Below are 26,589 nucleotides of genomic sequence, written 5' to 3'. Positions count from 1 at the left end.
GGCGGCGTCAGACCGAACCGGGAGTGGGGAGGGGAAAGCGACACGTTGGACCGTCCTCGGTATCTCGTTAGGCAGCGGGGACGACGTCGGCCCACGGAGGGAGGTTCACGGCGCGAGGTGCGGCGCCGAGTCGGAGAACGCGGTGTGGTGGCGTGGCCTACGCGGAGGCCGAGCGGCTCGAGCTTGTGGCTGCCGGCTCGCCGGGTGCGTTCTCACCCTCGACGCCTTCGTCGAGAGAGTCGGAGTCGGACTCGGTGTCGTCCGAGTCTACCTCAGCATCCGCGGGCCTCCATTCACGGCCCGGGCGGTAGACGCTCGGCTCGATGCCGGGGTGCCGGCGTCGCTGCACGAGGATGATGACGAGGCCGATGATGATCGCCGCGAACGACGCCCAGACGTTCGACCGGATGCCGAGGAACATCTCGCTCGGGTCGACGCGGATGGTCTCGAACACCGCGCGTCCCGCGCCGTACCAGATGAGGTAGGCGCCGAACATCATGCCCCAGCGAAGGCGGAAGAAGCGCTCGAGCCCGAGGAGCACGGCGACGCCGACGAGGTTCCACACGATCTCGTAGAGGAACGTCGGGTGGAACAGGGTGCCCTCGGCGAGGCCCTGCGGCCACGCCGGGTTGTCGGAGGGGATCTCGAGACCCCAGGGCAGGTCGGTCGGCCAGCCGTAGAGCTCGGCGTTGAACCAGTTGCCGAGCCGGCCGATCGCCTGGGCGACGAGGAGACCCGGCGCGAGCGCGTCGGCGAACGACCAGAAGCGGAGGCCGGTCAGGCGACAGGCGATGATCACGCCGACGGCACCGCCGATGAGCGAACCGTAGATCGCGTTGCCGCCCTCCCAGATCGCGATGATGCGCCACAGTTCCTGGCCGGCGAAGTAGTCGTCGGGGTGGGTGAGGACGTGGTACAGGCGAGCGCCGATGATGCCGAGCGGCACGGCCCACAGCACGACGTCGAGCACGATGCCCGGTTCGGCGCCGCGCTTGGTGAGGCGGCGCGAGGTCATGATCGTCGCGATGATGATGCCCGCGAGGATGAACAGCGCGTACATCTGGATGTTCAGCGTGCCCCACGGGACCGGGATCTCGAGGGTGCGCCACTCCGGGTCTGGAGTCGGGATGCTGAGCGGTGCGAACACGCCGGCGTCTGCCTTTCGTCGATGGTGCGGGGGCGCCGCGCGCGGCGGCCCCGTCGAGACTACTTCACTTCCGGGCGGTGCCGCGCGCGAGCTCGGCCGCGAGCGCGCCGGCCGCCTCGATCCCGCCGTCGGCGAGGGCCTTCACGAGCGCGGATCCCACGATCGCGCCCTCCGCGTACTCGAGGACCTCGGCCACCTGCTCGGCGGTCGAGATGCCGAGACCCACGCAGCTCGCCTCGGCGCCCGCCTCGCGGAGTCGCCCGACGAGGCCCCGGGCGGCCTGGTCGACGTCGGTCCGGGCGCCGGTGATGCCCATGGTCGAGACCGCGTACACGAAGCCGCGGCTCGCCTCGACCGCCTGGCGGATCCGGGCGTCGGTCGACGAGGGCGCCGCGAGGAACACCCGGTCCAGGCCGGTCCGCTCGGAGGCGGCGAGCCAGTCGCCGGCCTCGTCGGGGATGAGGTCGGGCGTGATCAGCCCGGCTCCACCGGCGGCGGCGAGGTCGTCGGCGAACCGGTCGACGCCGTACTGCACGACGGGGTTCCAGTAGGTCATCACGAGGACGGGTGCGTCGACCCGCTCGGTGACCCGGCGCACCGCCTCGAACCCGTGCGCGAGGCGGAAGCCGTTCGCGAGCGCCTGCACGGTCGCGGCCTGGATGACCGTGCCGTCCATGACCGGGTCGGAGTACGGGAGTCCGAGCTCGAGCACGTCGACGCCGTTCTCGACCAGGGCGACGGCCGCCTCGACGCTCTCGTCCAGCGTGGGGAAGCCGACCGGGAGGTAGCCGATGAGCGCGCCGGCGGCCTCCTCGTTGCGGCGACGGATGACGGCGCCCACGTTCCTCATTCGGCGCTCCCGTCGAGCAGCTCGAAGTAGCGCGCGGCGGTCTCCATGTCCTTGTCGCCGCGCCCGGAGAGGTTCACGAGGATCGTGGCGTCGCGGCCGAGCTCACGACCGAGGTCGAGCGCGCCGGCGAGGGCGTGGGCCGACTCGATGGCCGGGATGATGCCCTCGGTGCGGGAGAGGAGGCGAAGGGCCTGCATCGCCGCGTCATCGGTGATCGGCAGGTAGGTGGCCCGGCCGAGCGCGGCGAGCCAGGAGTGCTCGGGTCCGACGCCCGGGTAGTCGAGACCGGCGGAGATCGAGTGCGACTCGATGGTCTGCCCGTCCTCGTCCTGCAGGAGGTAGCTGCGCGCGCCGTGGAGCACGCCCGGACGCCCCTTCGAGATGGTCGCCGCGTGTCGGGGGGTGTCGACGCCGTCGCCGCCGGCCTCGAAGCCGTACAGCGCGACGTCGGCGTCGTCGAGGAACGCGTGGAAGATGCCGATCGCGTTGGATCCGCCGCCCACGCAGGCCGCGACGGCGGTGGGCAGGCCGCCCGTCAGGTCGATCACCTGCTGGCGCGCCTCCTCGCCGACGATCGCCTGGAAGTCGCGGACCATCTCGGGGAACGGGTGCGGACCCGCCACCGTGCCGAAGATGTAGTTGGTGGTCTCGACGTTCGTGACCCAGTCGCGCATCGCGTCGTTGATGGCGTCCTTGAGGGTGCGTGAACCGGTCTTGACGGGGATGACCTCGGCGCCGAGGAGGCGCATGCGCGCGACGTTCAGCGCCTGGCGCTCGGTGTCGACCTCGCCCATGTAGATCGTGCACTCCAGGCCGAACAGCGCCGCCGCCGTCGCGGTCGCCACGCCGTGCTGGCCCGCACCCGTCTCGGCGATGACGCGCTTCTTGCCGATGCGGCGCGTGAGCAGCGCCTGGCCGAGCACGTTGTTGATCTTGTGGGATCCGGTGTGGTTCAAGTCCTCGCGCTTGAGGATGATCCGGGCACCGCCCGCGTGCTCCGCGAAGCGGGGCACCTCGGTGATGATCGAGGGCCGGCCGGTGTAGCTCCGGCCGAGCTCGGCGAGCTCCTCGCCGAAGGCCGGGTCGAGCTTCGCGAGGGTGTACGCCTCGGAGAGCTCGTCGAGTGCCGCCACCAGCGACTCGGGGACGAAGCGTCCGCCGAACTCGCCGAAGTACGGCCCGGTCTGGGCACGAAGGGCCATGTCACACCGCCATGAATGCAGAGAGGTTCGAGATGGGGTCGCCGGTGACGAGCGCCTCGCCCACGAGCACGGCATCGGCGCCCGCGGCACGATAGTGCGCGACATCCGCCGCCGTCAGCACCGCCGACTCGGCCACCCGGATCGCCCCCTCGGGGAACCGATCGGCGAGTCGCCCGAACAGGTCGCGGTCGAGCTCGAAGGTGGTCAGGTCACGGGCGTTGACGCCGATGAGCCGGGCGCCGAGCTGCGCGGCGCGGTCGAGCTCGTCGGCGGAGTGCGTCTCGACGAGCGCGGTCATGCCGAGCTCGGTGATGAGCGCGTACAGTTCGCGCAGCGTGTCGTCGTCGAGCGCGGCGACGATGAGCAGCACCAGGTCGGCACCGGCCGCGCGGGCTTCGAAGACCTGGTACGGGGTGGCGATGAAGTCCTTGCGCAGCACGGGCAGCGAGACCGCCTGCCGCACCGACTCGAGGTCGGCGAGCGAGCCGCCGAACTTGCGCCCCTCGGTCAGCACGCTGATCGCGCTCGCGCCGCCCAGTTCGTACGTGCGGGCGAGCGCGGCGGGGTCGTCGATGGCCGCGAGCGAACCGCGCGAGGGGCTCGACCGCTTGATCTCGGCGATGACCTTCACGTGCTGCCCCGGACGGAGCGCGGCGAGGGCGTCGATCGCCGCGGGACGGGCCAGCGCCGCCGCCTCGACCTCGGCGAGGGGCCGTTCGGCGCGCCGGGACTCGGCGTCGGCGACCGCGTTCGCAGTGAGCTCGGCGAGCACGCGTCAGTGCGCCTTGGGCGCGACCTTGGCGCCGTCGACGCCGTAGCCCGCCTTCGCGAGCGCCCAGCCGACGATCGCTCCGAGCACGAGCAGGCCGGCGGCCGCCCACACGAGCCACTGCACGTCGAGGAAGAACGCGACGGTGCCGATCGCGAACGCGATGAGCATGATCGTCACGGCGGTCCATGCCGCGGGCGAGTGTCCGTGGCCGGGCTCAGCGTGCTCAGTGCTCATGGTGCTCCTTCTGTGCGATGGGGGTCGTGGAGAGTCTACCGGGTGCGGCCGGGTGCCTCGTGGCCGTCGCCCGTGCCCTCGGCGTCGTCGGGAGTCGGCTCCGTCTCGCCGGCGGTGGGGTCGTCGCCGCGGCTGAGCCCGTCCCAGTCGTCGACGGCCCGGTCCGAGGCGGGCACCCCGCCGCGCGGCGCGTCGGGCGCCAGTCGCGCGCCGCCGCCGTATCGGCGCGACGTCGGCCAGGTGCGGCCCGTGACGATCACCACGAGGCCCGCCACGGCGATGAGGACGCCGCCGAGGATCGCGGCGAAGGGCCACGCCGAGGCGGCGACGCCGGCGACGAGCTCGGCGGTCGGCTCCGCGCCCGCCACGCCCGTGGCCTCGGCGACGGCGGGGGCCACGGCCCGGACCGGGTCGCCGAGTGCGAATGCGGAGGCGAGGACGACGCTTCCGCCGAGGGCGAGGGCGAGCAGGCCGAGCACCACCCGGATCACGGGCCCCGCGATCGCGAGGGCTCCGGCCAGTGCGAGGCCCGCCAGCGCGAGCGCGGCGAGCGCCGGCGAGGCGACCGCTCCCCCGACCTCGAGTGCGGTCGCTCCGCCCGCGGTGGCCTGGCCGTCCACGAGCCGCGCGGTGAACCAGGTCTGGCTCCACGCGAGCAGGGCGAGGCCCGAGCCGGCCAGCAGGCCGAGGATCGCGGGCAGCTTCATCCGCTCGGGGCGCATGCGCTCAGCCCACCCGCCGCATGGCGTTCGCGACGGCGACGGCGCGCAGCGGCGCCGCCGCCTTGTTGACCGACTCCTGGTACTCCGATTCCGGGTCGGAGTCGGCGACGAGCCCGCCCCCGGCCTGCACGCGTGCGATGCCGCCCGAGATGGTCGCGGTGCGGATCGCGATGGCGAGGTCGGCATCGCCGCCGAAGCCGAAGTAGCCGACGACGCCGCCGTACAGGCCCCGTTGGGCCGGTTCGAGCTCGTCGATGATCTCGAGCGCTCGCGGCTTCGGCGCGCCGGAGAGCGTGCCCGCGGGGAAGGTCGCACGGAACACGTCGACCGCGTTCGCGTCGTCGCGGAGGTCGCCCTCGACCGACGAGACGAGGTGCATGATGTGGCTGAACCGCTCGACGCGCATGAACTCGGTCACCTCGACGCTGCCGGCGGTGCACACCTTGGCGAGGTCGTTGCGGGCGAGGTCGACGAGCATGAGGTGCTCGGCCTGCTCCTTCGGATCGGCGATGAGCTCGGCCTCGAGGTCGGCGTCGTCCTCGGGCGTCCCGCCGCGGGGCTTCGACCCGGCGATCGGGTGGGTGTACACCCGGCCGTCCTCGACCTTGACGAGCGCCTCGGGTGACGAGCCGACGATCCAGTACGGTTCGCCGGTCGGGGCCTCGAGGTGCAGCAGGTACATGTACGGACTCGGGTTGAGGCTGCGCAGCACCCGGTAGACGTCGATCGGGTCCGCCGTGGCATCCTGCTCGAACCGCTGCGACACCACGACCTGGAAGATGTCGCCCTCGTGGATGTAGTGCTTCGAGCGCTCGACCGCCGCGAGGAAGTCGGCCTTCTCGGTGCGGTGACGCGGTTCCGGCGCGCGCGCCAGGTCGATCTCGGCGAGGTAGGCCTCGGCGGGCGTCGCGAGCGCCTCCTGCATGCGGTCCAGGCGGGCCTGCGCGTCCGCCCACAGCGTCTCGGCGGGCTCCTCGCGATCGTTCAGGACGGATGCCACGAGCTGCACGGTGCCCGTGCGGTGGTCGATGACGACGAGCTCGGAGACGAACGAGAACGCCTGCCCGGGCATCGCGTAGTCCGCCGGCGGCCGGTTCGGCAGGTGCTCGATCTGCCGGATCGCCTCCCAGCCGATGAAGCCGACGAGCCCGCCGGTGAGGGGCGGCGCACCGGGCACGTCCTCGGTCGCCCAGCGCTCGTGGACCGCTTCGAGGGCGGCGAGCGGGGCCCGGTCCCCGGACGCCTCGCCCAGGGCGCGCTCGCGCGACATGCCGTAGTCGAGCCACTCGACCGCACCGTCGCGCTCCGTGAGCACGCCGTACGAGCCCGCGCCGACGAAGGAGTAGCGCGACCAGATGCCGCCCTGCTCGGCCGACTCGAGGAGGAACGTGCCGGGCCGGCCCCCCGCCAGCTTGCGGTAGATGCCGACCGGCGTCTCGCCGTCGGCGAAGAGCTCGCGCACGACCGGCACGACACGGCGTCCCTGCAGCAGGGCGGTGAAGTCGTCGAGGCGCGTGGTCGCGGTTCGGGCGGCCGTCATGGGGTTCCTCCGTCGCGGGCGGGTCCGTCGGGGTGGCCGACGACGACGTCGAGCGGGTCGCCGTCCCAGCAGGTGCGGGTTCCGGTGTGGCAGGCCACGCCGACCTGCTCGACCTTGACCAGCAGCACGTCGGCGTCGCAGTCGAGCGCCGCGGACCTGACGTACTGCGCGTGTCCGGAGGTGTCGCCCTTGCGCCAGTACTCCTGCCGCGACCGCGACCAGAAGGTGACCCGGCCCTCGGTGAGCGTGCGGCGCATCGCCTCGCGGTCCATCCAGCCGAGCATGAGCACCTCGCCGGTGTCCCACTGCTGGATGATCGCGGGCAGCAGTCCGTCGCGGTCGAACGCGGCCCGGTCCACCGCGGTGGCATCCGGCGCCCAGCGCTCGGTCTCCGACTCGAGCTCCTCGTCGCCTGCGTAGGTCATCGGACGGTCCTCCCGTCGGCCTCGAGGGCGCGCTTCACCTCGCCGATGGTGAGCTCGCCGTTGTGGAACACGGATGCCGCGAGCACGGCGTCGGCTCCCGCCGCGATCGCCGGAGCGAAGTGCTCGAGCGCGCCGGCGCCGCCGGAGGCGATCACGGGCACGGAGGACAGCTCGTGCATCAGCCCGACGAGCTCGAGGTCGAAGCCGGCCTTCGTGCCGTCGGCGTCGATCGAGTTCACGAGCAGTTCGCCCGCGCCGAGCTCGATGGCCCGGCGGGCCCACTCGAGCGCGTCGAGGTCGGTCTCGGTGCGGCCGCCGTGCGTCGTGACGACGAAGCCCGACGCGGTGCGGTCGGATCGCTTGACGTCGAGCGAGAGCACGCAGACCTGCGCGCCGAACCGGTCGGCGATCTCGGCGATGAGCTCCGGCCGCGCGATCGCGGCGCTGTTCACGCCGATCTTGTCGGCACCGTGGCCGAGCAGCCGCGCGACGTCGTCGGTCGAGCGCACGCCGCCGCCCACGGTGAGCGGGATGAACACCTGCTCGGCGACGCGCTGCACCATGTCGTACGTCGTCGACCGGTCGTCCACCGTCGCGGTGACGTCGAGGAAGGTCAGCTCATCGGCGCCCTGCGCGGCGTACTTCGCCGCGAGCTCCACGGGGTCGCCCGCGTCGCGCAGGTTGAGGAAGTTCACGCCCTTGACGACGCGGCCGGCGGCCACGTCGAGGCACGGGATCACACGGACGGCCAGCGACATCCGCTCACCTCACAGACGTGCCGCGTGGATGGCGCTCACGAGGATCGCGCGCGCGCCCAGCTCGTACAGTTCGTCCATGACGTGGTTCACGTCGACGCGCGGGATCATGACGCGGACGGCGACCCACTCGGGGTCGTGCAGCGGCGAGACCGTGGGCGACTCGAAGCCCGGCGCGACCGCAGTGGCCGCCTCGAGGTGGGTCACCGGGACGTCGTAGTCGACGAGCACGTACTGGCGCGCGACGAGCACGCCCTGGAGGCGCCGGACGAGGGTCTGGGTGCCGGGCCGCTCGACGCCCGAGCCGATGAGCACGGCCTCGGACTCGAGGATGACGGGACCGAAGATGTCGAGCCCGGCCTTGCGCAGGGTCGAACCCGTGGAGACCACGTCGGCCACCGCGTCGGCCACGCCGAGCCGCACCGCGGATTCGACGGCGCCGTCGAGCTTGACGAGCTTCGCGGTCACGCCGTGCCGGGCGAGGAAGTCGCCCACGAGGCCCGGGTAGCTCGTGGCCACGCGCACGCCCTCGAGGTCGTCGAGCGTGTCGAAGGCGCCGGGCGGGCCGGCGAACCGGAACGTCGAGTCGCCGAACCCGAGGGAGGCGATCTCACCGGCCTCCGAACCCGAGTCGAGGAGCAGGTCGCGCCCCGTGATGCCCACGTCGAGCGCGCCGGAACCGACGTAGGTGGCGATGTCGCGCGGACGGAGGTAGAAGAACTCGACCCCGTTGCGGGGGTCGGCGACGATGAGCTCACGCGAGTCGCGGCGACCGGTGTACCCGGCCTCGTAGAGCATCTGCGCGGCGGTGTCGGAGAGCGAGCCCTTGTTGGGCACGGCGATTCGGAGCATTCCCTGGCTTTCGTGTCGACGGAACTGATCTGCGGTCATGGACGTGATCAGAGATGTCGGTACACGTCGGCCGGCGTGAGCCCCTTCGCGAGCATCAGCACCTGCAGGTGGTAGAGCAGCTGCGAGATCTCCTCGGCCGTGTCGGCGTCGGACTGGTACTCGGCCGCCATCCACACCTCGGCGGCCTCCTCGACGATCTTCTTGCCGATGGCGTGCACGCCGGCGTCGAGCTGGCGCACGGTGCCGGAGCCCGCCGGGCGGGTCCTGGCCTTGTCGCTGAGCTCGACGAAGAGGTCGTCGAAGGTCTTCACCCGTCCAGACTACCGGTGCGCCGCGCCATGCCCGCGCGGGTGCTCGTGCGGGTGCGCGGCCACCGCGGCCCGCAGCGCCTCGATGCGCTCGGCGGGCACGTCGCCGTTGAAGACATGCGAACCGGCGACGAACGTGTCGGCTCCCGCCTCCGCGGCGATGCCGATCGTCTCCTCCGTGATGCCGCCGTCGACCTGCAACCAGACGTCGAGGCCGGCGGCGTGCACGGCGTCGGCGACGCGGGTGAGCTTCGGCATCGTCTCGTGGATGAACGACTGACCGCCGAATCCCGGCTCGACCGTCATCACGAGCACCTGGTCGAACTCCGGCAGGAGGTCGAGGTAGGGCGCGGCATCCGTGCCCGGCTTCAACGCGATGCCCGCGCGGGCGCCGATGGAGCGGAGCTTCCGCGCGAGCGCGACGGGCTCCCCCGCCGCCTCGGCGTGGAACGTGACCGAGAACGCGCCCGCCTCGGCGTACGCCGGGGCCCACCGGTCCGGGTCGTCGATCATGAGGTGCACGTCGAGCGGGATGGGCGAGACCTCCTGCAGACGGGTCACCATCTGCAGGCCGAACGTGAGGTTCGGCACGAAGTGGTTGTCCATGACGTCGACGTGCACGAGGTCGGCGGTCGCGATGCGCCCGAGCTCGCGTTCGAGGTTGGCGAAGTCGGCAGCGAGGATGCTCGGGTTGATCCGCGTCGTCATGCCGCCAGCCTACCGAGCGGGCTCGTCGCCGGACGGCCGGTCGGACCCGGCGCGACGCACGAGGGCGATGAACATGGCGTCGGTTCCGTGGCGATGCGGCCAGAGCTGCACCGTCCGGCCGTCGCCCGCGAGATCGAGCGGATGCCGCGACAGCGACTGCACCACGTCGGCCGTGTCGAGCAGCTCGGCCTCGGCGCCCCACCGCGCGAGCGCGCGCCCCAGGGTTCCGTGCGTCTCGGAGGCGTGCGGCGAGCACGTCACGTACGCGAGCACGCCGCCCGGAGCGAGCGCCCGGAACGCCGAGTCGGCCAGTTCGCCCTGCAGTTCGGTCAGCTCGGCGACATCCGCGGGCGCCTTGCGCCACCTGGCCTCGGGCCGCCGACGCAGCGCGCCGAGGCCGGTGCAGGGCGCGTCGAGGAGGATGCGGTCGAATCCCTCCGGAGCACCGCGCTCGGCGGGATCGAGGTCGCGGCCGTCGGCGACGTCGACCGGAACGTCCGCGGGCACCGCGGCGACCGCCCGGCGCACGAGCTCGGCGCGGGCCGGAACCACCTCGTTCGCGACGAGCGACGCGCCGCCGGCGAGCGCCTCGGCGGCGAGCAGCGCGGTCTTCCCGCCGGGACCCGCGCACAGGTCGAGCCACCGCTCCCCCGGACGGACGGGCGCGACCCGGCTGAGCGCGAGCGCGGCGAGCTGCGAACCCTCGTCCTGCACGCGCACGCGGCCCTCGTGCTCGGCGACGAGGCGGAGCGGCTCGGGCGCCGTCAGGCCGACGGGCGAGTAGCGGTCCGGCTCGCCGAGTTCGGCGGGCGGCTCCGCCAGTCCGGGCAGCGAGACGAGGTTCACGCGCGGTGCGGCGTTGTCGGCCTCGAGCAGCGCCACGAGCTCCTCGCCGCGTCCCTCCCGCTCGAGCGCCGTGCGCAGGGCGCGCACCACCCAGACCGGATGGGAGTGGACCGCCGCGAGCGCTTCGTCCGGCGCCCCCGCCTCGTCGGCGACCAGGCTCCGCCAGGCGTCGGCCTCGCGCCGCGAGACCGTGCGGAGGACCGCGTTCACGAACCCGGCCGCCGCCGGAGCGACGCGCCGCGCGAGCGCGACCGACTCGTTCACGGCGGCGTGCGTCGCCACCCGGGTCGCGAGCAACTGGTGCACGCCGAGTCGCAGGACGTCGAGCACCGGCGGGTCCACCTGCGCCGTGGGGCGGCCGGCGGCGAGGGCGATCACGGCGTCGTAGAAGCCCTGCATGCGCAGCGTGCCGTATGTGAGCTCGGTGGCGAACGCGGCATCCGCTTCGCTCAGGCGCGCCCGCTCGATGCGCGTCGGCAGGAGCAGGTTGGCGTAGGCGTCGGAGTCGCGCACGGCCTCGAGCACCTCGTACGCTACGATGCGGGAGCGCGCCACGCGATCGGGTCGTGCGCCCCGACCCGTGCCGCCTCCGCGGCCGCCGCCGGCCGGTCGACGATCGCTGCGACCGCTGCCCGATGCGCTCATCGGGCCACCGCCCGGTCGACCCCGAGGCCGCGCCACCAGTCGGCCGCGGCCATCGCGGTCCGGCCCGCGGGCTGGACGCGCCGGAGCTCCAGCGCCCCGTCGGCCGTGCCCACGAGCACGCGGCGCCGCTCGCCGCGCACCTCCCCCGGTGCGAGGCGCGGCGGGTCGACGGATGCCGCGGGCCCCGCCTCGAGCACCTTCAGCCGGATCCCGTCGACCTCGGGGTGCGCGCCCGGGTCCGGGGTGACGCCGCGGTATCGCGCGTCGACCTCCACGGTCGGGCGCGTCCAATCGAGGCGGCCGTCGTCGATGGTGAGCTTCGGTGCGAACGTGGCCTCGCCCCGCTGCGGGCCGGCGACCGCCGAGCCGTCCGCGATCGCCTCGACGACGTCGGCGACGAGGTCGGCACCGGATGCCGCGAGCGACTCGAGCGCCGCCCCGGCCGTCTCACCCGGCTCGACGGGGCGGGTCCGCACCGCGTAGACGTCGCCCGCGTCCAGCTCGGGCACGAGCCGGAACACGGAGGCGCCGAGTTCCGCGTCGCCGGCGATGAGCGCGCGCTGGACGGGGGCCGCGCCGCGCCAGGCGGGCAGCGCGGAGAAGTGCAGGTTGATCCAGCCGTGCGCGGGCGTGGAGAGCAGGGGCTCGCGCACCAGCCCGCCGTACGCGACGATGACGCCGAGGTCCGGACGGAGGGCGGCGATCCGCGCCGTGGCCTCGTCGTCGAGGCGCGCCGCATCGATCACCGGGATGCCCAGGCGGGTCGCGGTCGCCGCGACGGGCGACGGCGTGAGCACGCGCTTTCGGCCGAGCGGCGCGGGCGGCCGGGTGACCACGCCCACCACCTCGTGCGCGGAGGCGGCGAGCCGTTCGAGCGAGGGGACGGCGGCGGCGGGGGTTCCCGCGAAGACGATGCGGAGCTGGGGCACACTCCATCATCCCAGCCGTCGGGCGGGCCCGCGCCGGCCGGTCCGGCAGCCGGGTCGTCGCCCGGTCACGGCAGGTCGGGATCGTCCATCCGCACCCGCAGCGTCGGCGGACGACCCGGGCGGCGCCCGGCGACGGGTCGCCGCCGCTCGGTCGCGGCGCGGATCGCCTCGGCCTTCAGGGCCGCCGCCACCTCCGCACCCACGCCGTACCCGAACCGCACGATCGCGCGCTCGAGGCCCTCCTCTGCCGGCACGGGACCGAGCACGTCGACGCCGTCGATCGCGCCGATGCGCTCGAGCGCCCGGGCGAGACGCTCGGGCGACGACGACACCGACGCCATCCGGACCGCCGGCGGGAACCGCAGGGCCCGCCGGGCCTCCAGTTCGCCGGCCGCCCAGCCCGGCTGCGACCAGGTCGCGAGCGCGGTGCCGAGCGCGCCGCCCACGCCGACGAGGTGGACGGGTGCGCCCGGAGCCGCGAGGGCCGCCGCATCGGACCACCACCGCAGGCAGTCCTCGGCGACGCGGAGGGATTCGCGCAGCAGCATCCGCTCACCGTCGAGGAGCAGGATCGCCCGGTAGCCGCCGTCGGCGACCGGTTCGGCCCCGCGCGTCGCCACCACGAGTTGCGGCTCGGGACCGACCCGGAGCATCGGGCGATCGCCGTCGGAGACCACCACGCGCGAACGCGGGAAGGCGCGGCCGAGCTCCTCCGCGGTGCGGCTCGCGCCGACCACGGCCGCGCGGAGCGCGGTCGACTCGCACACCGGGCAGCTCCACCCGGCGGCGCTCGTGCCGCAGAGCGTGCATGCCGGACCTCCGCCCGCTCGCGACACGACGATCGCGCCGCCGCACGCCGTGCATCGCGCCGGCTCGCGGCAGCGGTCGCACACGAGCATCGGCGTGTGGCCGGGGCGGGCCACCTGCACGAGCACCGGCCCCTGCGCCACCGCCTCCTGGGCGTCGCGCCACGCGGTCGAGGGGATGCGGGCACCGCCGCTCGCGGCGGCGGGCTGCTGCTCGGTGAGCACGATCCGGGGTCGGATGCCGCGGCGCAGGGGCACCTCGTGCACCCACCCGAGCCCCACCAGCCGCTGCACCTCGACGCTCCGGCTGTGGCCGAGGAAGACGAGCGCGGCGTCCGACTGCTCCTGCCGGATGAGCGCGGCGTCGCGCGCGTGCACGCCGGGTGCCAGCGGCTCCGCGTGCAGCGGGTCGCCGTCGTCGTAGACCGCGATGAGGCCGAGCCGCGCCGCGGGCGCGTAGACCGTCGACCGGTTGCCGACGACCACGCGGGCCGCATCGCCCGTCGAGTCGAGGAACGCGCGGTACCGCTCCTGCCCGGTCTGCCGGGCGTCGGTCCGCAGGGTCCGGCGAGGATCGACGACCTCGGCGAGGGCCGCCTGGAGCTGCTCCTGGTCGCGGTAGTCGGGCACCGCCAGCACCGCCGAGCGATCGTCGGCGAGGACGTGCGCGGCGGCCGTCGCGAGCGTGGCCGCCCACGCGCCCACCCAGGTACCGGACGCGAGGCGGACCGGGCGCGCATCGGCGATGAGCGCCATCCGCTCGCCCCCGGCCAGGCCGCGTTCGAGGCGACCCGGCTCGTACTGGGCGAACGGCGCGGGACGCTCGGGAAGCGGCCCCGGGTCGCCCGGGTCGGCCAGCCAGGCCTTCTCGGCGCGGACGTAGCGAGCGGGGATCGCCAGCCGCAGGATGTCGCTCGCGTTGCCCGCGGCGCGATCGGCCGCAGCTCGCGCCAGGCGCCACAGCTCGGGCGTGAGCAGGGGCACGTCGCCGACGACGCCCTCGACCTCGCTCAGCTCGCCGCGGAACTCGCTCCGGTCGGCGAGCTCCACGATCCAGCCCTGGGCGATGCGTCCGCCCGACCGGAGCGGCACGCGGACGCGCACTCCCGGGACGGCGGACGGCGCGAGCCGGTCGGGCACCCGGTAGTCCAGCAGCTGGTCCAGCTGCGGCAGGGGCGAGTCGACGAGGACCCTCGCCACCGGCCCCCCGGCCACGTCAGAGCCCGGCGGCGGCGCGGAGGTCGTCGACGCGGTCGAGGCGCTCCCACGTGAAGGCGGGCAGCTCGCGACCGAAGTGACCGTACGTCGCGGTGTCGGCGTAGATCGGGCGCAGCAGGTCGAGGTCGCGGATGATCGCCGCGGGCCGCAGGTCGAAGACCTCGCGGATCGACTCGATGATGCGGTCCTCGGGCACGTGCCCGGTGCCGAACGTCTCGACGTAGAGCCCGACGGGCGCGGCGGCGCCGATCGCGTAGGCCACCTGCAGCTCGAGGCGGTCGGCGAGCCCCGCCGCGACGGCGTTCTTCGCGACCCAGCGCATGGCGTACGCGGCCGAACGATCCACCTTCGACGGGTCCTTGCCGCTGAAGGCGCCGCCGCCGTGGCGGCTCGCGCCGCCGTACGTGTCGATGATGATCTTGCGGCCGGTGAGCCCGGCATCGCCCTGCGGACCGCCGATCTCGAATCGACCGGTCGGGTTGATGAGCACCTTCAGGTCGGGCCGGGCCAGTTCGACGGTGTCGAGCACGGGCCGGATCACGAGTTCCTCGACCTCGGCGCGGAGCTGCTCGGTGGAGACGCTCGGCGAGTGCTGCGTCGACAGCACCACCGTCTCGATCGTGCGGGCCGTCTGCCCCTCGTAGCCGATGGTCACCTGCGTCTTGCCGTCGGGACGCAGGTAGTCGAGCTCGCCCTGCTTGCGCACGCGCGCCAGCCGCTCGGCGAGGCGGTGCGCGAGCCAGATCGGCACCGGCATCAGCTCGGGCGTCTCGCGGACCGCGTAGCCGAACATGATGCCCTGGTCGCCGGCGCCCTGCCGGTCGAGCTCGTCGATGCTCGCGCCCTCGCGCGACTCGTAGGCGTGGTCGACGCCCTGCGCGATGTCGGGCGACTGCCCGCCGATCGACACCGACACGCCGCACGACCGTCCGTCGAACCACACGTCGGAGGAGTCGTAGCCGATCGACGTGATGCGATCGCGGACGATCGCCGGGATCTCGACGTAGCCCGACGTCGACACCTCGCCGGCCACGTGCACGAGCCCCGTCGTGACGAGGGTCTCGACCGCCACGCGCGCGTGCGGGTCGACCGAGAGCAGCGCGTCGAGGATCGCGTCGGAGACCTGGTCGCAGATCTTGTCGGGGTGCCCCTCGGTGACGGACTCGGACGTGAACTGGCGCAGTGCGCTCATGCGGGGTGGGGTTCCTTCGTGCTTGCGACGCCGGGCGCGAGCCGACCGGCGATGACGTCGAGGATGCCGTGGGCCACCGACATCTTGCTGCCGGACGCCTCGGCGACGATCGCGTCGTCGGGGCCGACGACCGCGACCGTGTTCTCGTCGGCGGCGAAGCCCTCCGACCAGCCGACCCGGTTCACGACGAGGAGGTCGGCGCCCTTGGCCCGGCGCTTGGCCCGCGCGAGCTCGAGGAGCCGATCGCGGTCGGCCTCGGTCTCGGCCGCGAAGCCGACGAGCAGCGTGCCGTCGTGGTCGCTCGCGCCGAGCTCGGCCAGGATGTCGGGGTTGCGGACGAGTTCGAGGGTCAGGCGGTCCTGGCCGTCGACCTTCTTGATCTTCGCCTCGCTCACGGTGGCCGGACGGTAGTCCGCGACCGCGGCGGCCATGACGACCGCGTCCGCTCCGACGGCCGCCTCGCGGACGGCGTCGCGCAGCTCGAGCGCACTCGAGACGTGGCGGATGCGGCATCCGCCGGGCTCGGCGACCTCGAGGTTCGCGGCGACCAGCGTCACCTCGGCGCCGCGTGCCGCAGCGGCCTCGGCGATCGCGACCCCCTGCTTGCCGCTCGAGCGGTTGCCGAGGAAGCGCACGGGGTCGAGCGGCTCGCGCGTGCCACCGGCCGAAACGACGATGCGTCGTCCGGCCAGGTCGTGCGCGCCTCGAGCGGCGTCGGCCGGAGCAGACCCGTCGAGCCCCCGCCGTTCGGCGACCTCGAGCGCCGCCCGCACGATCTCGTCGGGCTCCTCGAGCCGGCCGGGGCCGCTGTCGGACCCCGTGAGCTGCCCGACCGCCGGGCCGACGATCGTGACGCCGCGCTCGCGGAGCGTGGCGATGTTGGCCTGCGTGGCGGGATGCCGCCACATCTCGGTGTGCATGGCCGGCGCGATGACGACGGGCGCTTCGCTGGCCAGCACGGTGTTCCCGAGCAGGTCGTCGGCCAGGCCGGCGGCGAGCTTCGCGATGCTGTTGGCGGTCGCCGGGGCGATCACGATGAGGTCGGCCGCCTGGCCGATGGCGACGTGCCGCACCTCGGCGACCCCCTCGAAGAGGTCGGTGTGCACCGGGTTGCGGGAGATCGCCTCGAGCGTCGGTCGCCCGACGAAGCGCAACGCCGACTCGGTGGGCACCACGTGGACGTCGTGCCCGGCGAGCACGAGCGAGCGCACCACCGAGACGGCCTTGTACGCCGCGATGCCGCCGGTGATGCCGACGACGATGTTCAGCGCCATGCGCGCCTGCCGGCTACTCGCCGATCGGGCGGAGGCGCAGCTTGTCCTCGTTGATCTCGTGGAGGGCGACCGAGAGCGGCTTGTCGTCGATCGACGAGTCGACGAGCGGTCCGACGTTGTCGAACAGGCTGCCCTCGTGGAGGTCGGCGTAGTAGTCGTTGATCTGGCGCGCGCGCTTGGACGCGAAGATCACGAGCTGGTACTTCGAGTCGACCTTCGAGAGCAGGTCGTCGATGGGCGGGTCGATGATTCCGGACAGCTTCTCGGCCATGGCGGCTCCTTACGAATGAGGCGCACCCTCGGTGCGCGGAAGATCTTGGCGGAGGGCAGCATGACGCCGACCCTTTCGAGGCCGCATCAAGTCTACGACCTTTTGCGCGGCCTCGCGGACCTCGTGGTTCACGACCTGGTGATCGAACTCCTCGACGGCCGCGAGCTCCACCTTCGCGGTCTCGAGTCGGCGCTGCTGTTCGGCGGGGCTCTCCGTGCCGCGGCCCACCAGGCGGCGCACGAGCTCGTCCCACGTCGGCGGCAGCAGGAACACCAGCGTCGCCTCGGGCATGGCGCGTCGCACCGACCGGGCTCCCTGGATGTCGATCTCGAGCAGCACGCTGCTGCCCGCGGCGATGGCCTCCTCGACCGGACGTCGCGGGGTCCCGTACCGGTACGCGTTGTGGACGGTCGCCCACTCGAGCAGTTCGCCCCGCTCGACCATCCGGTCGAACTCCTCGTCGGAGACGAAGTAGTAGTGCTCCCCCTCGACCTCGCCGGGACGCGGCGCGCGGGTGGTCGCCGACACCGACAGCTTCACCTCGGGGTGGTGCTCCCGGATGTAGCCGGCGACGGTGCCCTTGCCGACCGCGGTCGGCCCGGCGAGCACCACGAGCCGGTCCCCGGTGCCGCCGTGGTCGGCGATCCACTCGGCCGTGAACTCCCGCAGCCGGCGCCGCTGCAGCCGGCCGAGTCCGCCGAGCCGCTTCGACGCGGCGATCTGGAGCTCCTCCATGATGCGGGTGCACTTCGTCTGCCCGATCGCGGGGATGGCGGTGAGGAACTCGGTCACCCGGAGACGGCCCTCCACGCCCTCGGGCTCCTCGTAGGCGGCCCGCAGCACGTCGAGCGGGCTCCGACCGCCGGCGGCCATCTCGCGCTTCACCGCGGCGCGCGCGCGACGGGCGGCGACAGCCGCGCGCGAGGCGGCGACGCGGTCGACCTCGGGGGGTGCGGATGCGACGGCGCGGTCAGACACGTGCGGCTCCGATCTCGTCGGCCCGGCGCACGATGGCTTCGGCGATGCCGTCGGGTCCGGCGCCGAGCAGCGAGCGCGACTCGCTCACGATGACGCCGGCCGACAGCGTGCCGTAGATCGCCTCGAGGTCGCGGACGTCGGCGCCCTGGTGCCCGAAGCCCGGCGCGAGCACGGGCAGCACCGGCTCCGCGGGGTCTGCCGAGACGTCGATGCCCGACGCCGCGAGGTCGACGGTCGCGCCGAGCACGACGCCGACGGACCCGAGCGGCCGGTCGGCGGCATCCTCGCGGGCGGCGTTCCACGCCGCCACGCCCGAGCAGATCGCACCGGCCACCGTCGAGCCCTCACGGCTCGACTGCTGCAGCACGGCGCGTTGGATCGCGGCGGCCTCCGGGTTGGAGGTCGCCGACAGCACGAAGAGGCCCTTGCCCGTGGCATCCGCTCGACGCATCACCGACTCGATCGACCCGAGCCCCTGGAAGGCGCTCACCGTCATGGCGTCGGACTCGAGGCCGGAACCCGGGCGCAGCCACGCCTCGCCGTACGCGTCGACGCTCGTGCCGATGTCGCCGCGCTTGACGTCGGCGATGACGAGGAGGCCGGCGTCGCGCGCCTCGGCGAGGACCCGCTCGAGTGCGACGTACCCGGCCGCGCCGTGGCGCTCGTAGAACGCGACCTGCGGCTTCACGATGCCGGCGCGCCCGGCCGCCGCGCCCACGACGCGGAGGCCGAACTCGCGGACGCCCGCGGCCGTGTCGTCGAGACCCCACTGGTCGAGCAGCGAGGCGTGCGGGTCGATGCCGACGCAGAGTCGGCCGTATCGTTCGAAGGCGCCGTGGAGGCGGTCGCCGAACGCGACGGGGCCGGTCACGCGACCACCGCGGCCGTGCGTCGGCTCGCGTACTCCTGCAGGCTGGTCACCTCGAACCCGCCCTTGACCGCGTCGAGGGAGGCGACAGCAGCCGAGAGCTCGGCGATCGTCGTGAACAGCGGGATGTCGGCGGCCACCGCCGCGGCCCGGATCTCGTAGCCGTCGGCGCGCGCCGAGCGACCGCTCGGCGTGTTCACGACCACGTCGATCTCGCCCCGGTGGATGAGCTCGACGACCGACGGATCGGACTCGTCGTGCGCCTCGCTGAACTTCAGGACGGTGCCCGTGCCGATGCCGTTGCGGCGCAGCACCTCGGCCGTGCCCTCGGTCGCGACGATCTCGTAGCCCAGCTGCTGCAGTCGCAGCACCGGCAGGATGACCGCGCGCTTGTCGCGGTCGGAGACCGACACGAACACGCGCCCCGAGATCGGCATGCCGCCGTACGCCGCGAGCTGGCTCTTCGCGAACGCGGTCGGGAAGTCCTTGTCGATTCCCATGACCTCGCCCGTCGAGCGCATCTCGGGACCGAGCACCGAGTCGACCATGGTGCCCTCGGCGGTGCGGAAGCGGTGGAACGGGAGCACGGCCTCCTTCACCGCGACGGGCGCATCGAGCGGCACCCGGGAGCCGTCGACCTCGGGCAGCATGCCCTCGGCGACGAGCTCGCGGATCGACGCGCCGACCATGATGCGCGAGGCGGCCTTCGCCAGGGGGATGCCGAGGGCCTTCGAGACGAAGGGCACCGTGCGGCTCGCCCGCGGGTTGGCCTCGAGCACGTAGAGCACGCCCGCGCCGACCGCGAACTGCACGTTCAGCAGGCCCTGCACGCCGATGCCCTCGGCGATCGCGCGGGTGGCCTCGCGCACGCGGTCGATCTCGGCGCGGCCGAGCGTGACGGGCGGCAGGGTGCAGCTCGAGTCGCCCGAGTGGATGCCGGCCTCCTCGATGTGCTCCATCACGCCGCCGACGTAGAGCTCGGTGCCGTCGTAGAGCGCGTCGACGTCGATCTCGATCGCGTCGTCGAGGAATCGGTCGACGAGCAGCGGATGCGTCGGCCCGACGATGCCCTGGCCCTCGATGCGGGCGAAGTAGTCGGTGAGCGACGGGGTGTCGTAGACGATCTCCATGCCGCGCCCGCCGAGCACGTAGCTCGGCCGCACGAGCACCGGGTAGCCGATCTGCTCGGCCACCTGCACGGCGCCCTGCAGGTCGATCGCGGTGCCGTTGCGCGGCGCGACGAGGCCCGCGCTCTCGAGGATCGCCGCGAACTGGCCGCGCTCCTCGGCGGAGTCGATGGCATCGGGGCTCGTGCCGAGGATCGGGACCCCGGCCGCCTCCAGGCCCTTCGCGAGGCCGAGCGCGGTCTGGCCGCCGAGCTGCACCACGACGCCGACGAGCTCGCCGGACTGCGACTCGGCGTGGATCACCTCGAGCACGTCCTCGAGCGTGAGGGGCTCGAAGTAGAGCCGGTCGCTGGTGTCGTAGTCGGTCGAGACCGTCTCGGGGTTGCAGTTGATCATGATCGTCTCGAACCCGGCGTCCGAGAGCGCGAACGACGCGTGCACGCACGAGTAGTCGAACTCGACGCCCTGGCCGATGCGGTTTGGGCCCGAACCGAGGATGACGACCTTGCGGCGCTCGCTCGGCGCCACCTCGGTCTCGAGGTCGTAGCTCGAGTAGTGGTACGGCGTGAGTGCCGGGAACTCCCCCGCGCACGTGTCGACCGTCTTGAAGACCGGGCGGATGCCGAGGATGTGGCGCACCTCGCGCGCATCGGCCTCGCCGAACCCGCGGAGCTGCCCGATCTGCGCGTCGGAGAAGCCGTGGTCCTTGGCGAGCAGCAGGGTGTCGGTGTCGAGCGCCTCGGCGGCGGCGACCTGCGCGGCGACCTCGTTGATCAGCACGATCTGGTCGAGGAACCACGGGTCGATCTTCGTCGCCTCGAACGCCTGCTCGACCGTCGCGCCCTTCCGCAGCGCCTGCTGCACGAGCACGATGCGCCCGTCGGTCGGGACCGCCGCGGCCTCGAGCAGTTCCTCGACGGATCGCGGCTCGTCCTCCCAGTGGAAGCTCGATCCGCGCTTCTCGAGCGAGCGGAGCGACTTCTGCAGCGCGGTCGTGAAGTTGCGGCCGATCGCCATCGCCTCGCCGACCGACTTCATGGTCGTCGTCAGGGTCGGGTCGGCCGCCGGGAACTTCTCGAACGCGAACCGCGGCACCTTCACGACGACGTAGTCGAGCGTCGGCTCGAACGACGCCGGCGTCACCTTCGTGATGTCGTTCGGGATCTCGTCGAGGCGGTAGCCGATGGCGAGCTTCGCCGCGATCTTCGCGATCGGGAAGCCCGTCGCCTTCGAGGCCAGGGCCGACGACCGCGACACGCGCGGGTTCATCTCGATGACGATGACGCGCCCGTCGGCGGGATCGACGGCGAACTGGATGTTGCAGCCGCCGGTGTCCACGCCCACCGCGCGGATGATGTCGATGCCGATGTCGCGGAGCTTCTGGTACTCGCGGTCCGTGAGCGTGAGCGCCGGCGCGACGGTGATCGAGTCGCCCGTGTGCACGCCGACCGGGTCCACGTTCTCGATCGAGCAGACGACGACCGTGTTGTCGGCCGTGTCGCGCATGAGCTCGAGCTCGTACTCCTTCCAGCCGAGGATGGACTCCTCGAGGAGCACCTCGGTGGTCGGCGAGTCGTGCAGGCCCTGCGTCACGATGCGGACGAGTTCCTGCTCCGTGTACGCGAAGCCGGAGCCGAGGCCGCCCATCGTGAAGGACGGACGGACCACGAGCGGATAGCCGAGGTCCTGGGCGAACTCCTTCGCCTGCTCGAGGGTCGTCGCGACGTGCGAGCGGGCGACATCCGCGCCGGCCGCGATCACGAGGTCCTTGAAGAGCTGCCGGTCCTCGCCCTTGCGGATGGCCTCGACCTTGGCGCCGATGAGCTCGACGCCGTGCTTCTCGAGGATCCCGGCCTCGTGGAGTGCGATGGCCGCGTTCAGCGCGGTCTGGCCGCCGAGCGTGGGCAGCACCGCGTCGGGGCGCTCCTTCACGATGATCGACTCGATGACCTCGGGGGTGATCGGCTCGACGTACGTCGCATCCGCAAAGCCCGGGTCGGTCATGATCGTCGCCGGGTTGGGGTTGACGAGGATGACCCGCACGCCCTCGGCGCGGAGGACGCGGCACGCCTGGGTGCCGGAGTAGTCGAACTCGGCCGCCTGGCCGATGACGATCGGCCCGGAGCCGATCACGAGGACGGAGTTGATGTCGTCGCGCTTGGGCATTACTCGCCGTTCTCCTTGCTCTGCTTGGTCGCGATCACCATGTCGCGGAAGCGGTCGAAGAGGTAGTTCGCGTCGTGCGGGCCTGCGGCCGACTCGGGGTGGTACTGCACCGAGAACGCGGGGATGTCGAGGCAGTTGAGTCCCTCGACGACGTTGTCGTTCAGGCCGACGTGGCTGACCTCGACGCGGCCGAAGCCCTCGGCCGAGTCGCTCACGCGATCGGTCGGCGCGGCGACGGCGAAGCCGTGGTTGTGCGCCGTGATCTCCACGCGACCGGTCTCCTTGTCGAGCACGGGCTGGTTGATGCCGCGGTGGCCGAACGGGAGCTTGTAGGTCTCGAACCCGAGGGCGCGGCCCAGGAGCTGGTTGCCGAAGCAGATGCCGAAGTACGGCAGGCCCGATCGCAGCGTCGTGCGGAGCAGGTCGACGTGCCGGTCGGACGCCCCGGGGTCGCCCGGGCCGTTCGAGAAGAACAGCGCGTCCGGCGCCAGTTCGAGCACTTCCTCGGCCGTGACCGACTGCGGGAGCACGTGCACGTCGAAGCCGCGCTCGGCGAGGTACTTCAGGGTCGACGTCTTCACCCCGAGGTCGAGCACGGCGACCGAACCGACGCGCTCGCCGACGGCGTCGAGCGTGTACCGCTCCCCCGTCGACACCGATCCGGACAGGTTGCGGCCGGTCATCTGCTCGCCGCCCTGCACGAGCTCGAGCTGCTCGCCGGGCGAGAGGTACGCATCCTCGCCCGAGAAGACGCCCGCGCGCATGGCGCCGAGCGACCGGATGTGCCGGGTGACCGCCCGGGTGTCGATCCGGCTGATGCCGACGATGCCCGCGGCGGCGAGGTCGTCGTCGAGGCTCCGCTGCGAGCGGAAGTTCGACACGACGCGGGAGGGGTCGCGGACCACGAACCCGGCGACCCAGATCTTCGCCGACTCCATGTCGTCGTCGTTCATGCCCGTGTTGCCGATGTGCGGCGCCGTCATGAGCACGATCTGGCCGGCGTACGACGGGTCGGTCAGCGTCTCCTGGTAGCCGGTCATCCCGGTCGCGAAGACCGCCTCGCCGAGCGTGCGCCCGCGGGCGCCGTACGCGCGTCCCTCGTAGCGGGTGCCGTCCTCCAGGACCAGGACGGCACGGTCGAGGTCGACGGCGGCCTGGGCGGCCTGCTCGTCGACCGGGGTCGGGGTCTCAGTCATCCGACGCCTCGCTCTCTTCGTTGTCTGCAGTGGGCCGCGACGCGGCGGGCGTCGCGGCGATCTCGTTCACGGCGGCGACGAGCCGGGCGCTGTCGCCCGGGTACCGGCACCGCAGGTAGCTGTCGACGCGCGTCGGGACCTCGGGGTCCGAACGGTCGTCCACGATCCAGGTGAGGGCGACGAGTCCCTCGGGCTCGACCCCTCGATCGATGGCGTAGGTGGCCGTGCCGGCACCCGCGATGCGATCGGCCGGCACGTAGCTCGGCACCTCGCCGGCGATCCGGAGGAGGACCCCGGCCGGGTGCACCTCGACGTGCGCGGCGCCGCGGAACGCGAGCCCGTCGACGGCGAGTCGCTCGAGCGGTTCGGCCTCGGGCGTCGTCGCGACGTAGAGCGCCTCGACCTCGAGCACGGGTGCGCCGAGGTCGGCCGGCGGCGCGTACGCCCCGAGCGACTCGTCGCGCACCGCGCGCCGTCGCCACGAACGCAGCATGAGCAGTCCGATCACGGCCACGACCGCCACGGCGGCGAGCACGCCGACCCACCACTCGGTCACGCCACGCCTCCTCGGGCGGCGCGAGCGGATGCCGCAGCCACCTCGTCGGCGGGCCGGAGGACGCCGTCGAGGACCGTGGGCACCCCGCGGTGGAAGGTCGCGACCACGCGGCCGGGCAGCGTGCGGCCGAGGTACGGCGAGTTCACGCTGCGACCCGCGAGCCGCTCCGTGCCGAACGCCTCGGTCGCCGCGGGGTCGACCAGCGTGAGCTCCGCCGCCGAGCCTGCCGCGACGGGCTCGCCGTGACCGGTGATGCGGCCGATGCGGGCGGGCGCCGCGGAGAGCACCCGGGCGACATCCGCCCAGCCGATGAGGCCCGTGTCGACCATCGCGTGCTGCACGACCGAGAGGGCGGACTCGAGGCCGACCATGCCGTTGGCCGCGGCGTCCCACTCGCACTCCTTCGCCTCGACGGGGTGCGGGGCGTGGTCGGTCGCGACGATGTCGATCGTGCCGTCGGCGAGCGCAGCGCGCAGGGCCTCGACGTCCTCCCGGCGGCGCAGGGGCGGGTTGACCTTGAACCGGGGGTCGTACGCGGCGACCGGAGCGGCCCCGTCGCCGCGGCCGGCGATGAGCTCCTCGGTGAGGAGCAGGTGGTGGGGGGTGACCTCGGCGGTGACGTCGATGCCGCGCGCCTTGGCCCAGCGGATGACCTCGACGGATCCGGCGGTGGAGACGTGGCACACGTGCAGGCGCGAGCCGACGTGCTCGGCGAGGAGCACGTCGCGCGCGATGATCGACTCCTCGGCGACCGCGGGCCACCCCGCCAGGCCGAGCTCGCCCGACAGGGCTCCCTCGTTCATCTGCGCGCCCTGCGTGAGGCGGGGCTCCTGGGCGTGCTGGGCGATGACGCCGTCGAACGCCTTCACGTACTCGAGGGCGCGCCGCATGAGCAGCGGGTCGAAGACGCAGAAGCCGTCGTCGCTGAAGACGCGCACGCGGGCGCGCGAGGCGGCCATCGCGCCGAGTTCGGCGAGCTGTTCGCCCCGGAGTCCGACCGTGACCGCGCCGATGGGCTGCACGGTGGCGTAGCCCGCGGCCTCGCCGAGCGAGAGCTCCTGCTCGACGACGCCCGCGGTGTCGGCGACGGGCGAGGTGTTCGCCATCGCGAAGACGGCCGTGAATCCGCCCGCGGCCGCGGCCTGCGTGCCGGTGAGCACGGTCTCGCTCTGCTCGTATCCGGGCTCGCGGAGGTGGGTGTGCAGGTCGACGAGGCCGGGCAGGGCGATGAGGCCCTCGGCGTCGACGACGGTCGCGGCCGCGGCATCCGTCACCGAGCCCACGTCGGCGATGCGACCGCCCTGCAGCAGGAGGTCGGCGCGCTCGCCCGTGGGCAGGGTGGCGCCGCGGATGAGGAAGGACTCGCTCATCGGGCCTCACCCCGTTCGCCGGACAGCAGCAGGTAGAGGGCGGCCATTCTCACTGATACTCCGTTCGCAACCTGCTCGCGCACCGTGGACTGGGGGGAATCGGCGACGCGAGCGGCGATCTCGAACCCGCGGTTCATCGGGCCGGGATGCATCACCATCGTAGTCGTGGGCAACCGCCCGAACCTGAGGTCGTCGAGCCCCCAGGTGCGCGCGTACTCGCGGCTGTTCGGGAAGAACGCGCCGTGCATGCGCTCGGCCTGGACGCGCAGCATCATGACGACGTCGGGCGCGGCGGCGAGCGCGTGGTCGAGGTCGTAGTCGACGGATGCCGGCCAGCCGGTGACGTCGACCGGGACGAGGGTGGGCGGGGCGACGAGGGTGACCTCCGCGCCGAGCGTCGCGAGCAGCCACACGTTCGAGCGCGCGACGCGCGAGTGCAGGATGTCGCCGACGATGACCACGCGCACGCCGTCGAGGTCGCGACCGCGTGAGCCCGCGCCGTGCAGGCGCCGCCGCATGGTGAACGCGTCGAGGAGCGCCTGGGTGGGGTGTTCGTGGGTGCCGTCGCCGGCGTTGACGACGCCCGCGTCGATCCAGCCGCTCGTGGCGAGGCGCTGCGGGGCGCCGGACGCGTGGTGGCGGATGACGACGCCGTCCGCGCCCATCGCCTGCAGGGTCTGCGCCGTGTCCTTCAGGCTCTCGCCCTTGGACACGCTGGAGCCCTTGGCGCTGAAGTTGATCACGTCGGCCGAGAGCCGCTTGGCGGCCGCCTCGAACGAGATGCGCGTCCGCGTGCTGTCCTCGAAGAAGAGGTTCACGACCGTGCGGCCGCGGAGCGTTGGCAGCTTCTTCACCTCGCGCTCCTGGACGGCCGCCATGTCCTCCGCGACGTCGAGCAGCGCGATCGCCTCGTCGCGTGCGAGGTCGCGCGTGCTGAGCAGGTGCCTCATGCGTCGCTCCCCTCGATCGTCACGGCGTCGTCGCCGTCGACCTCCGCGAGGCGCACGTTGATGCGCTCGCGCGTGGAACTCGGCAGGTTCTTGCCGACGTAGTCGGCGCGGATCGGGAACTCGCGGTGGCCGCGGTCGACGAGCACGGCGAGGCGGACGGCGCGGGCGCGGCCGAGGTCGGCGAGCGCATCGAGGGCGGCGCGGATGGTGCGGCCGGAGTAGAGCACATCGTCGACGAGGACCACGACGCGGCCGTCGACGCCGTCGCCCGGCACCTCGGTCGGGTGCGTCGCGCGGACCGGATTGCGGCCGAGGTCGTCGCGGTACATGGTCACGTCGAGGGCGCCGGCCGGCACGTCGACGCCGGCGATGCGGGTGATGATCCGCGCCAGGCGTTCGGCGAGTGCCACGCCGCGCGTGGGGATGCCGAGGAGGACGAGATCGTCGGGGCCCTTGTTGGCTTCGAGGATCTCGTGCGCGATGCGGGTCAGCGCCCGTTCGAGGTCAGCCTGCTGCAGCACGGTGCGCACAGCCATGCGGACTCCCTTCTCCGCCTCACGGGACGGACTTCAAGGTTGTCGGTCGATCGATGCTACCAGCGCCACGCGGTCGGCGACGCGACCCGGGCCGCGACCATGCGGACGGGATGGGACGCGACGCGTCCCACCCCGTCTGGCGGCCG

26 protein-coding genes are annotated in these 26,589 nt (G+C 73.1%); all 26 read right to left on the bottom strand.

The features are described from left to right. Positions 1-157 precede the first annotated feature (157 nt). Positions 158-1,147 (bottom strand): prolipoprotein diacylglyceryl transferase, encoded by a 990-nt coding sequence (lgt, locus tag AVP42_RS06605; RefSeq protein ID WP_067947312.1) that lies wholly within the window; start codon positions 1,145-1,147, stop codon positions 158-160. Between the two features lie 64 nt (positions 1,148-1,211). Then, positions 1,212-1,997, bottom strand: a complete 786-nt coding sequence (gene trpA / locus AVP42_RS06600) for a tryptophan synthase subunit alpha (protein ID WP_067947310.1) — start codon at positions 1,995-1,997, stop codon at positions 1,212-1,214. Continuing rightward, the gene (gene trpB / locus AVP42_RS06595) at positions 1,994-3,199 is read right to left on the bottom strand and encodes a tryptophan synthase subunit beta (protein ID WP_067947308.1); all 1,206 of its coding nucleotides are present in this window, start codon (positions 3,197-3,199) and stop codon (positions 1,994-1,996) included. The genes trpA and trpB overlap by 4 nt, the downstream gene beginning before the upstream one ends. Before the next feature lies 1 nt (position 3,200). Further along, on the bottom strand, positions 3,201-3,971 hold the full coding sequence (gene trpC, locus AVP42_RS06590; RefSeq protein WP_067947306.1) for an indole-3-glycerol phosphate synthase TrpC: 771 nt from the start codon (positions 3,969-3,971) through the stop codon (positions 3,201-3,203). Between the two features lie 3 nt (positions 3,972-3,974). Continuing rightward, entirely contained in the window at positions 3,975-4,205 is a 231-nt protein-coding gene (locus tag AVP42_RS06585) for a DUF6704 family protein (RefSeq protein WP_067947304.1), read from the bottom strand. A gap of 35 nt (positions 4,206-4,240) precedes the next feature. Then, positions 4,241-4,927, bottom strand: coding sequence for a Trp biosynthesis-associated membrane protein (locus AVP42_RS06580; protein WP_082847051.1), 687 nt, complete (start codon positions 4,925-4,927; stop codon positions 4,241-4,243). Positions 4,928-4,931: 4 nt separating this feature from the next. Continuing rightward, positions 4,932-6,467, bottom strand: a complete 1,536-nt coding sequence (locus tag AVP42_RS06575; protein WP_067947300.1) for an anthranilate synthase component I — start codon at positions 6,465-6,467, stop codon at positions 4,932-4,934. After that, positions 6,464-6,892, bottom strand: a complete 429-nt coding sequence (gene hisI, locus AVP42_RS06570) for a phosphoribosyl-AMP cyclohydrolase (RefSeq protein WP_082847050.1) — start codon at positions 6,890-6,892, stop codon at positions 6,464-6,466. The genes AVP42_RS06575 and hisI overlap by 4 nt, the downstream gene beginning before the upstream one ends. Continuing rightward, positions 6,889-7,650 (bottom strand): imidazole glycerol phosphate synthase subunit HisF, encoded by a 762-nt coding sequence (hisF, locus tag AVP42_RS06565; protein WP_067947298.1) that lies wholly within the window; start codon positions 7,648-7,650, stop codon positions 6,889-6,891. Before hisF ends, hisI begins: the two co-directional genes overlap by 4 nt. A 9-nt stretch (positions 7,651-7,659) precedes the next feature. After that, complete coding sequence (gene hisG, locus AVP42_RS06560; RefSeq protein ID WP_067947296.1) at positions 7,660-8,499, bottom strand: ATP phosphoribosyltransferase; 840 nt, start codon at positions 8,497-8,499, stop codon at positions 7,660-7,662. A gap of 47 nt (positions 8,500-8,546) precedes the next feature. Continuing rightward, positions 8,547-8,810: a phosphoribosyl-ATP diphosphatase gene (locus tag AVP42_RS06555; protein WP_067947293.1), complete on the bottom strand. Its 264-nt coding sequence runs from the start codon at positions 8,808-8,810 to the stop codon at positions 8,547-8,549. A 9-nt stretch (positions 8,811-8,819) separates the two neighbouring features. Continuing rightward, entirely contained in the window at positions 8,820-9,515 is a 696-nt protein-coding gene (gene rpe, locus AVP42_RS06550; RefSeq protein ID WP_067947291.1) for a ribulose-phosphate 3-epimerase, read from the bottom strand. A 9-nt stretch (positions 9,516-9,524) separates the two neighbouring features. Then, complete coding sequence (locus AVP42_RS06545; protein WP_067947289.1) at positions 9,525-10,916, bottom strand: RsmB/NOP family class I SAM-dependent RNA methyltransferase; 1,392 nt, start codon at positions 10,914-10,916, stop codon at positions 9,525-9,527. 86 nt (positions 10,917-11,002) lie between these two features. Next, on the bottom strand, positions 11,003-11,935 hold the full coding sequence (gene fmt, locus AVP42_RS06540; protein ID WP_067947287.1) for a methionyl-tRNA formyltransferase: 933 nt from the start codon (positions 11,933-11,935) through the stop codon (positions 11,003-11,005). A gap of 65 nt (positions 11,936-12,000) precedes the next feature. Next, positions 12,001-13,941: a primosomal protein N' gene (locus AVP42_RS06535; protein ID WP_231878561.1), complete on the bottom strand. Its 1,941-nt coding sequence runs from the start codon at positions 13,939-13,941 to the stop codon at positions 12,001-12,003. Between the two features lie 16 nt (positions 13,942-13,957). After that, positions 13,958-15,151, bottom strand: coding sequence for a methionine adenosyltransferase (metK, locus tag AVP42_RS06530; RefSeq protein ID WP_067947283.1), 1,194 nt, complete (start codon positions 15,149-15,151; stop codon positions 13,958-13,960). Beyond that, a complete protein-coding gene (gene coaBC, locus AVP42_RS06525) occupies positions 15,148-16,425 on the bottom strand; it encodes a bifunctional phosphopantothenoylcysteine decarboxylase/phosphopantothenate--cysteine ligase CoaBC (protein ID WP_067947281.1) in 1,278 nt (425 codons plus the stop codon). Before coaBC ends, metK begins: the two co-directional genes overlap by 4 nt. A gap of 13 nt (positions 16,426-16,438) precedes the next feature. Next, positions 16,439-16,696, bottom strand: coding sequence for a DNA-directed RNA polymerase subunit omega (gene rpoZ, locus AVP42_RS06520; protein WP_067947279.1), 258 nt, complete (start codon positions 16,694-16,696; stop codon positions 16,439-16,441). Positions 16,697-16,705: 9 nt separating this feature from the next. Beyond that, positions 16,706-17,674, bottom strand: a complete 969-nt coding sequence (gene gmk / locus AVP42_RS06515; RefSeq protein ID WP_067947278.1) for a guanylate kinase — start codon at positions 17,672-17,674, stop codon at positions 16,706-16,708. Continuing rightward, complete coding sequence (pyrF, locus tag AVP42_RS06510; RefSeq protein WP_067947276.1) at positions 17,667-18,545, bottom strand: orotidine-5'-phosphate decarboxylase; 879 nt, start codon at positions 18,543-18,545, stop codon at positions 17,667-17,669. Before pyrF ends, gmk begins: the two co-directional genes overlap by 8 nt. Then, the gene (gene carB / locus AVP42_RS06505) at positions 18,542-21,835 is read right to left on the bottom strand and encodes a carbamoyl-phosphate synthase large subunit (RefSeq protein ID WP_067947274.1); all 3,294 of its coding nucleotides are present in this window, start codon (positions 21,833-21,835) and stop codon (positions 18,542-18,544) included. Before carB ends, pyrF begins: the two co-directional genes overlap by 4 nt. Continuing rightward, positions 21,835-23,031: a glutamine-hydrolyzing carbamoyl-phosphate synthase small subunit gene (gene carA, locus AVP42_RS06500; RefSeq protein ID WP_082847048.1), complete on the bottom strand. Its 1,197-nt coding sequence runs from the start codon at positions 23,029-23,031 to the stop codon at positions 21,835-21,837. The genes carB and carA overlap by 1 nt, the downstream gene beginning before the upstream one ends. After that, on the bottom strand, positions 23,024-23,587 hold the full coding sequence (locus AVP42_RS06495) for a hypothetical protein (RefSeq protein WP_067947270.1): 564 nt from the start codon (positions 23,585-23,587) through the stop codon (positions 23,024-23,026). Before AVP42_RS06495 ends, carA begins: the two co-directional genes overlap by 8 nt. After that, a complete protein-coding gene (locus tag AVP42_RS06490; protein ID WP_067947268.1) occupies positions 23,584-24,957 on the bottom strand; it encodes a dihydroorotase in 1,374 nt (457 codons plus the stop codon). The genes AVP42_RS06495 and AVP42_RS06490 overlap by 4 nt, the downstream gene beginning before the upstream one ends. Further along, on the bottom strand, positions 24,954-25,907 hold the full coding sequence (locus tag AVP42_RS06485; protein WP_067947266.1) for an aspartate carbamoyltransferase catalytic subunit: 954 nt from the start codon (positions 25,905-25,907) through the stop codon (positions 24,954-24,956). The genes AVP42_RS06490 and AVP42_RS06485 overlap by 4 nt, the downstream gene beginning before the upstream one ends. After that, the gene (gene pyrR / locus AVP42_RS06480; protein ID WP_067947264.1) at positions 25,904-26,443 is read right to left on the bottom strand and encodes a bifunctional pyr operon transcriptional regulator/uracil phosphoribosyltransferase PyrR; all 540 of its coding nucleotides are present in this window, start codon (positions 26,441-26,443) and stop codon (positions 25,904-25,906) included. Before pyrR ends, AVP42_RS06485 begins: the two co-directional genes overlap by 4 nt. Between the last annotated feature and the right edge of the window lie 146 nt (positions 26,444-26,589).

Source organism: Agromyces sp. NDB4Y10 (genome assembly GCF_001620055.1).
Lineage (GTDB): Bacteria > Actinomycetota > Actinomycetes > Actinomycetales > Microbacteriaceae > Agromyces > Agromyces indicus.
This window is presented reverse-complemented; position numbering and strand designations above follow the sequence as displayed.

Excerpts from the sequence above, each read along its gene's own strand:
- trpA (WP_067947310.1), bottom strand. The coding sequence starts at position 1,997 with ATGAGGAACGTGGGCGCCGTCATCCGTCGCCGCAACGAGGAGGCCGCC.
- trpB (WP_067947308.1), bottom strand. The coding sequence starts at position 3,199 with ATGGCCCTTCGTGCCCAGACCGGGCCGTACTTCGGCGAGTTCGGCGGA.
- AVP42_RS06585 (WP_067947304.1), bottom strand. The coding sequence starts at position 4,205 with ATGAGCACTGAGCACGCTGAGCCCGGCCACGGACACTCGCCCGCGGCA.
- AVP42_RS06580 (WP_082847051.1), bottom strand. The coding sequence starts at position 4,927 with ATGCGCCCCGAGCGGATGAAGCTGCCCGCGATCCTCGGCCTGCTGGCC.
- AVP42_RS06575 (WP_067947300.1), bottom strand. The coding sequence starts at position 6,467 with ATGACGGCCGCCCGAACCGCGACCACGCGCCTCGACGACTTCACCGCC.
- hisI (WP_082847050.1), bottom strand. The coding sequence starts at position 6,892 with ATGACCTACGCAGGCGACGAGGAGCTCGAGTCGGAGACCGAGCGCTGG.
- hisF (WP_067947298.1), bottom strand. The coding sequence starts at position 7,650 with ATGTCGCTGGCCGTCCGTGTGATCCCGTGCCTCGACGTGGCCGCCGGC.
- hisG (WP_067947296.1), bottom strand. The coding sequence starts at position 8,499 with ATGCTCCGAATCGCCGTGCCCAACAAGGGCTCGCTCTCCGACACCGCC.
- rpe (WP_067947291.1), bottom strand. The coding sequence starts at position 9,515 with ATGACGACGCGGATCAACCCGAGCATCCTCGCTGCCGACTTCGCCAAC.
- metK (WP_067947283.1), bottom strand. The coding sequence starts at position 15,151 with ATGAGCGCACTGCGCCAGTTCACGTCCGAGTCCGTCACCGAGGGGCAC.
- coaBC (WP_067947281.1), bottom strand. The coding sequence starts at position 16,425 with ATGGCGCTGAACATCGTCGTCGGCATCACCGGCGGCATCGCGGCGTAC.
- rpoZ (WP_067947279.1), bottom strand. The coding sequence starts at position 16,696 with ATGGCCGAGAAGCTGTCCGGAATCATCGACCCGCCCATCGACGACCTG.
- carB (WP_067947274.1), bottom strand. The coding sequence starts at position 21,835 with ATGCCCAAGCGCGACGACATCAACTCCGTCCTCGTGATCGGCTCCGGG.
- carA (WP_082847048.1), bottom strand. The coding sequence starts at position 23,031 with ATGACTGAGACCCCGACCCCGGTCGACGAGCAGGCCGCCCAGGCCGCC.
- AVP42_RS06490 (WP_067947268.1), bottom strand. The coding sequence starts at position 24,957 with ATGAGCGAGTCCTTCCTCATCCGCGGCGCCACCCTGCCCACGGGCGAG.
- AVP42_RS06485 (WP_067947266.1), bottom strand. The coding sequence starts at position 25,907 with ATGAGGCACCTGCTCAGCACGCGCGACCTCGCACGCGACGAGGCGATC.
- pyrR (WP_067947264.1), bottom strand. The coding sequence starts at position 26,443 with ATGGCTGTGCGCACCGTGCTGCAGCAGGCTGACCTCGAACGGGCGCTG.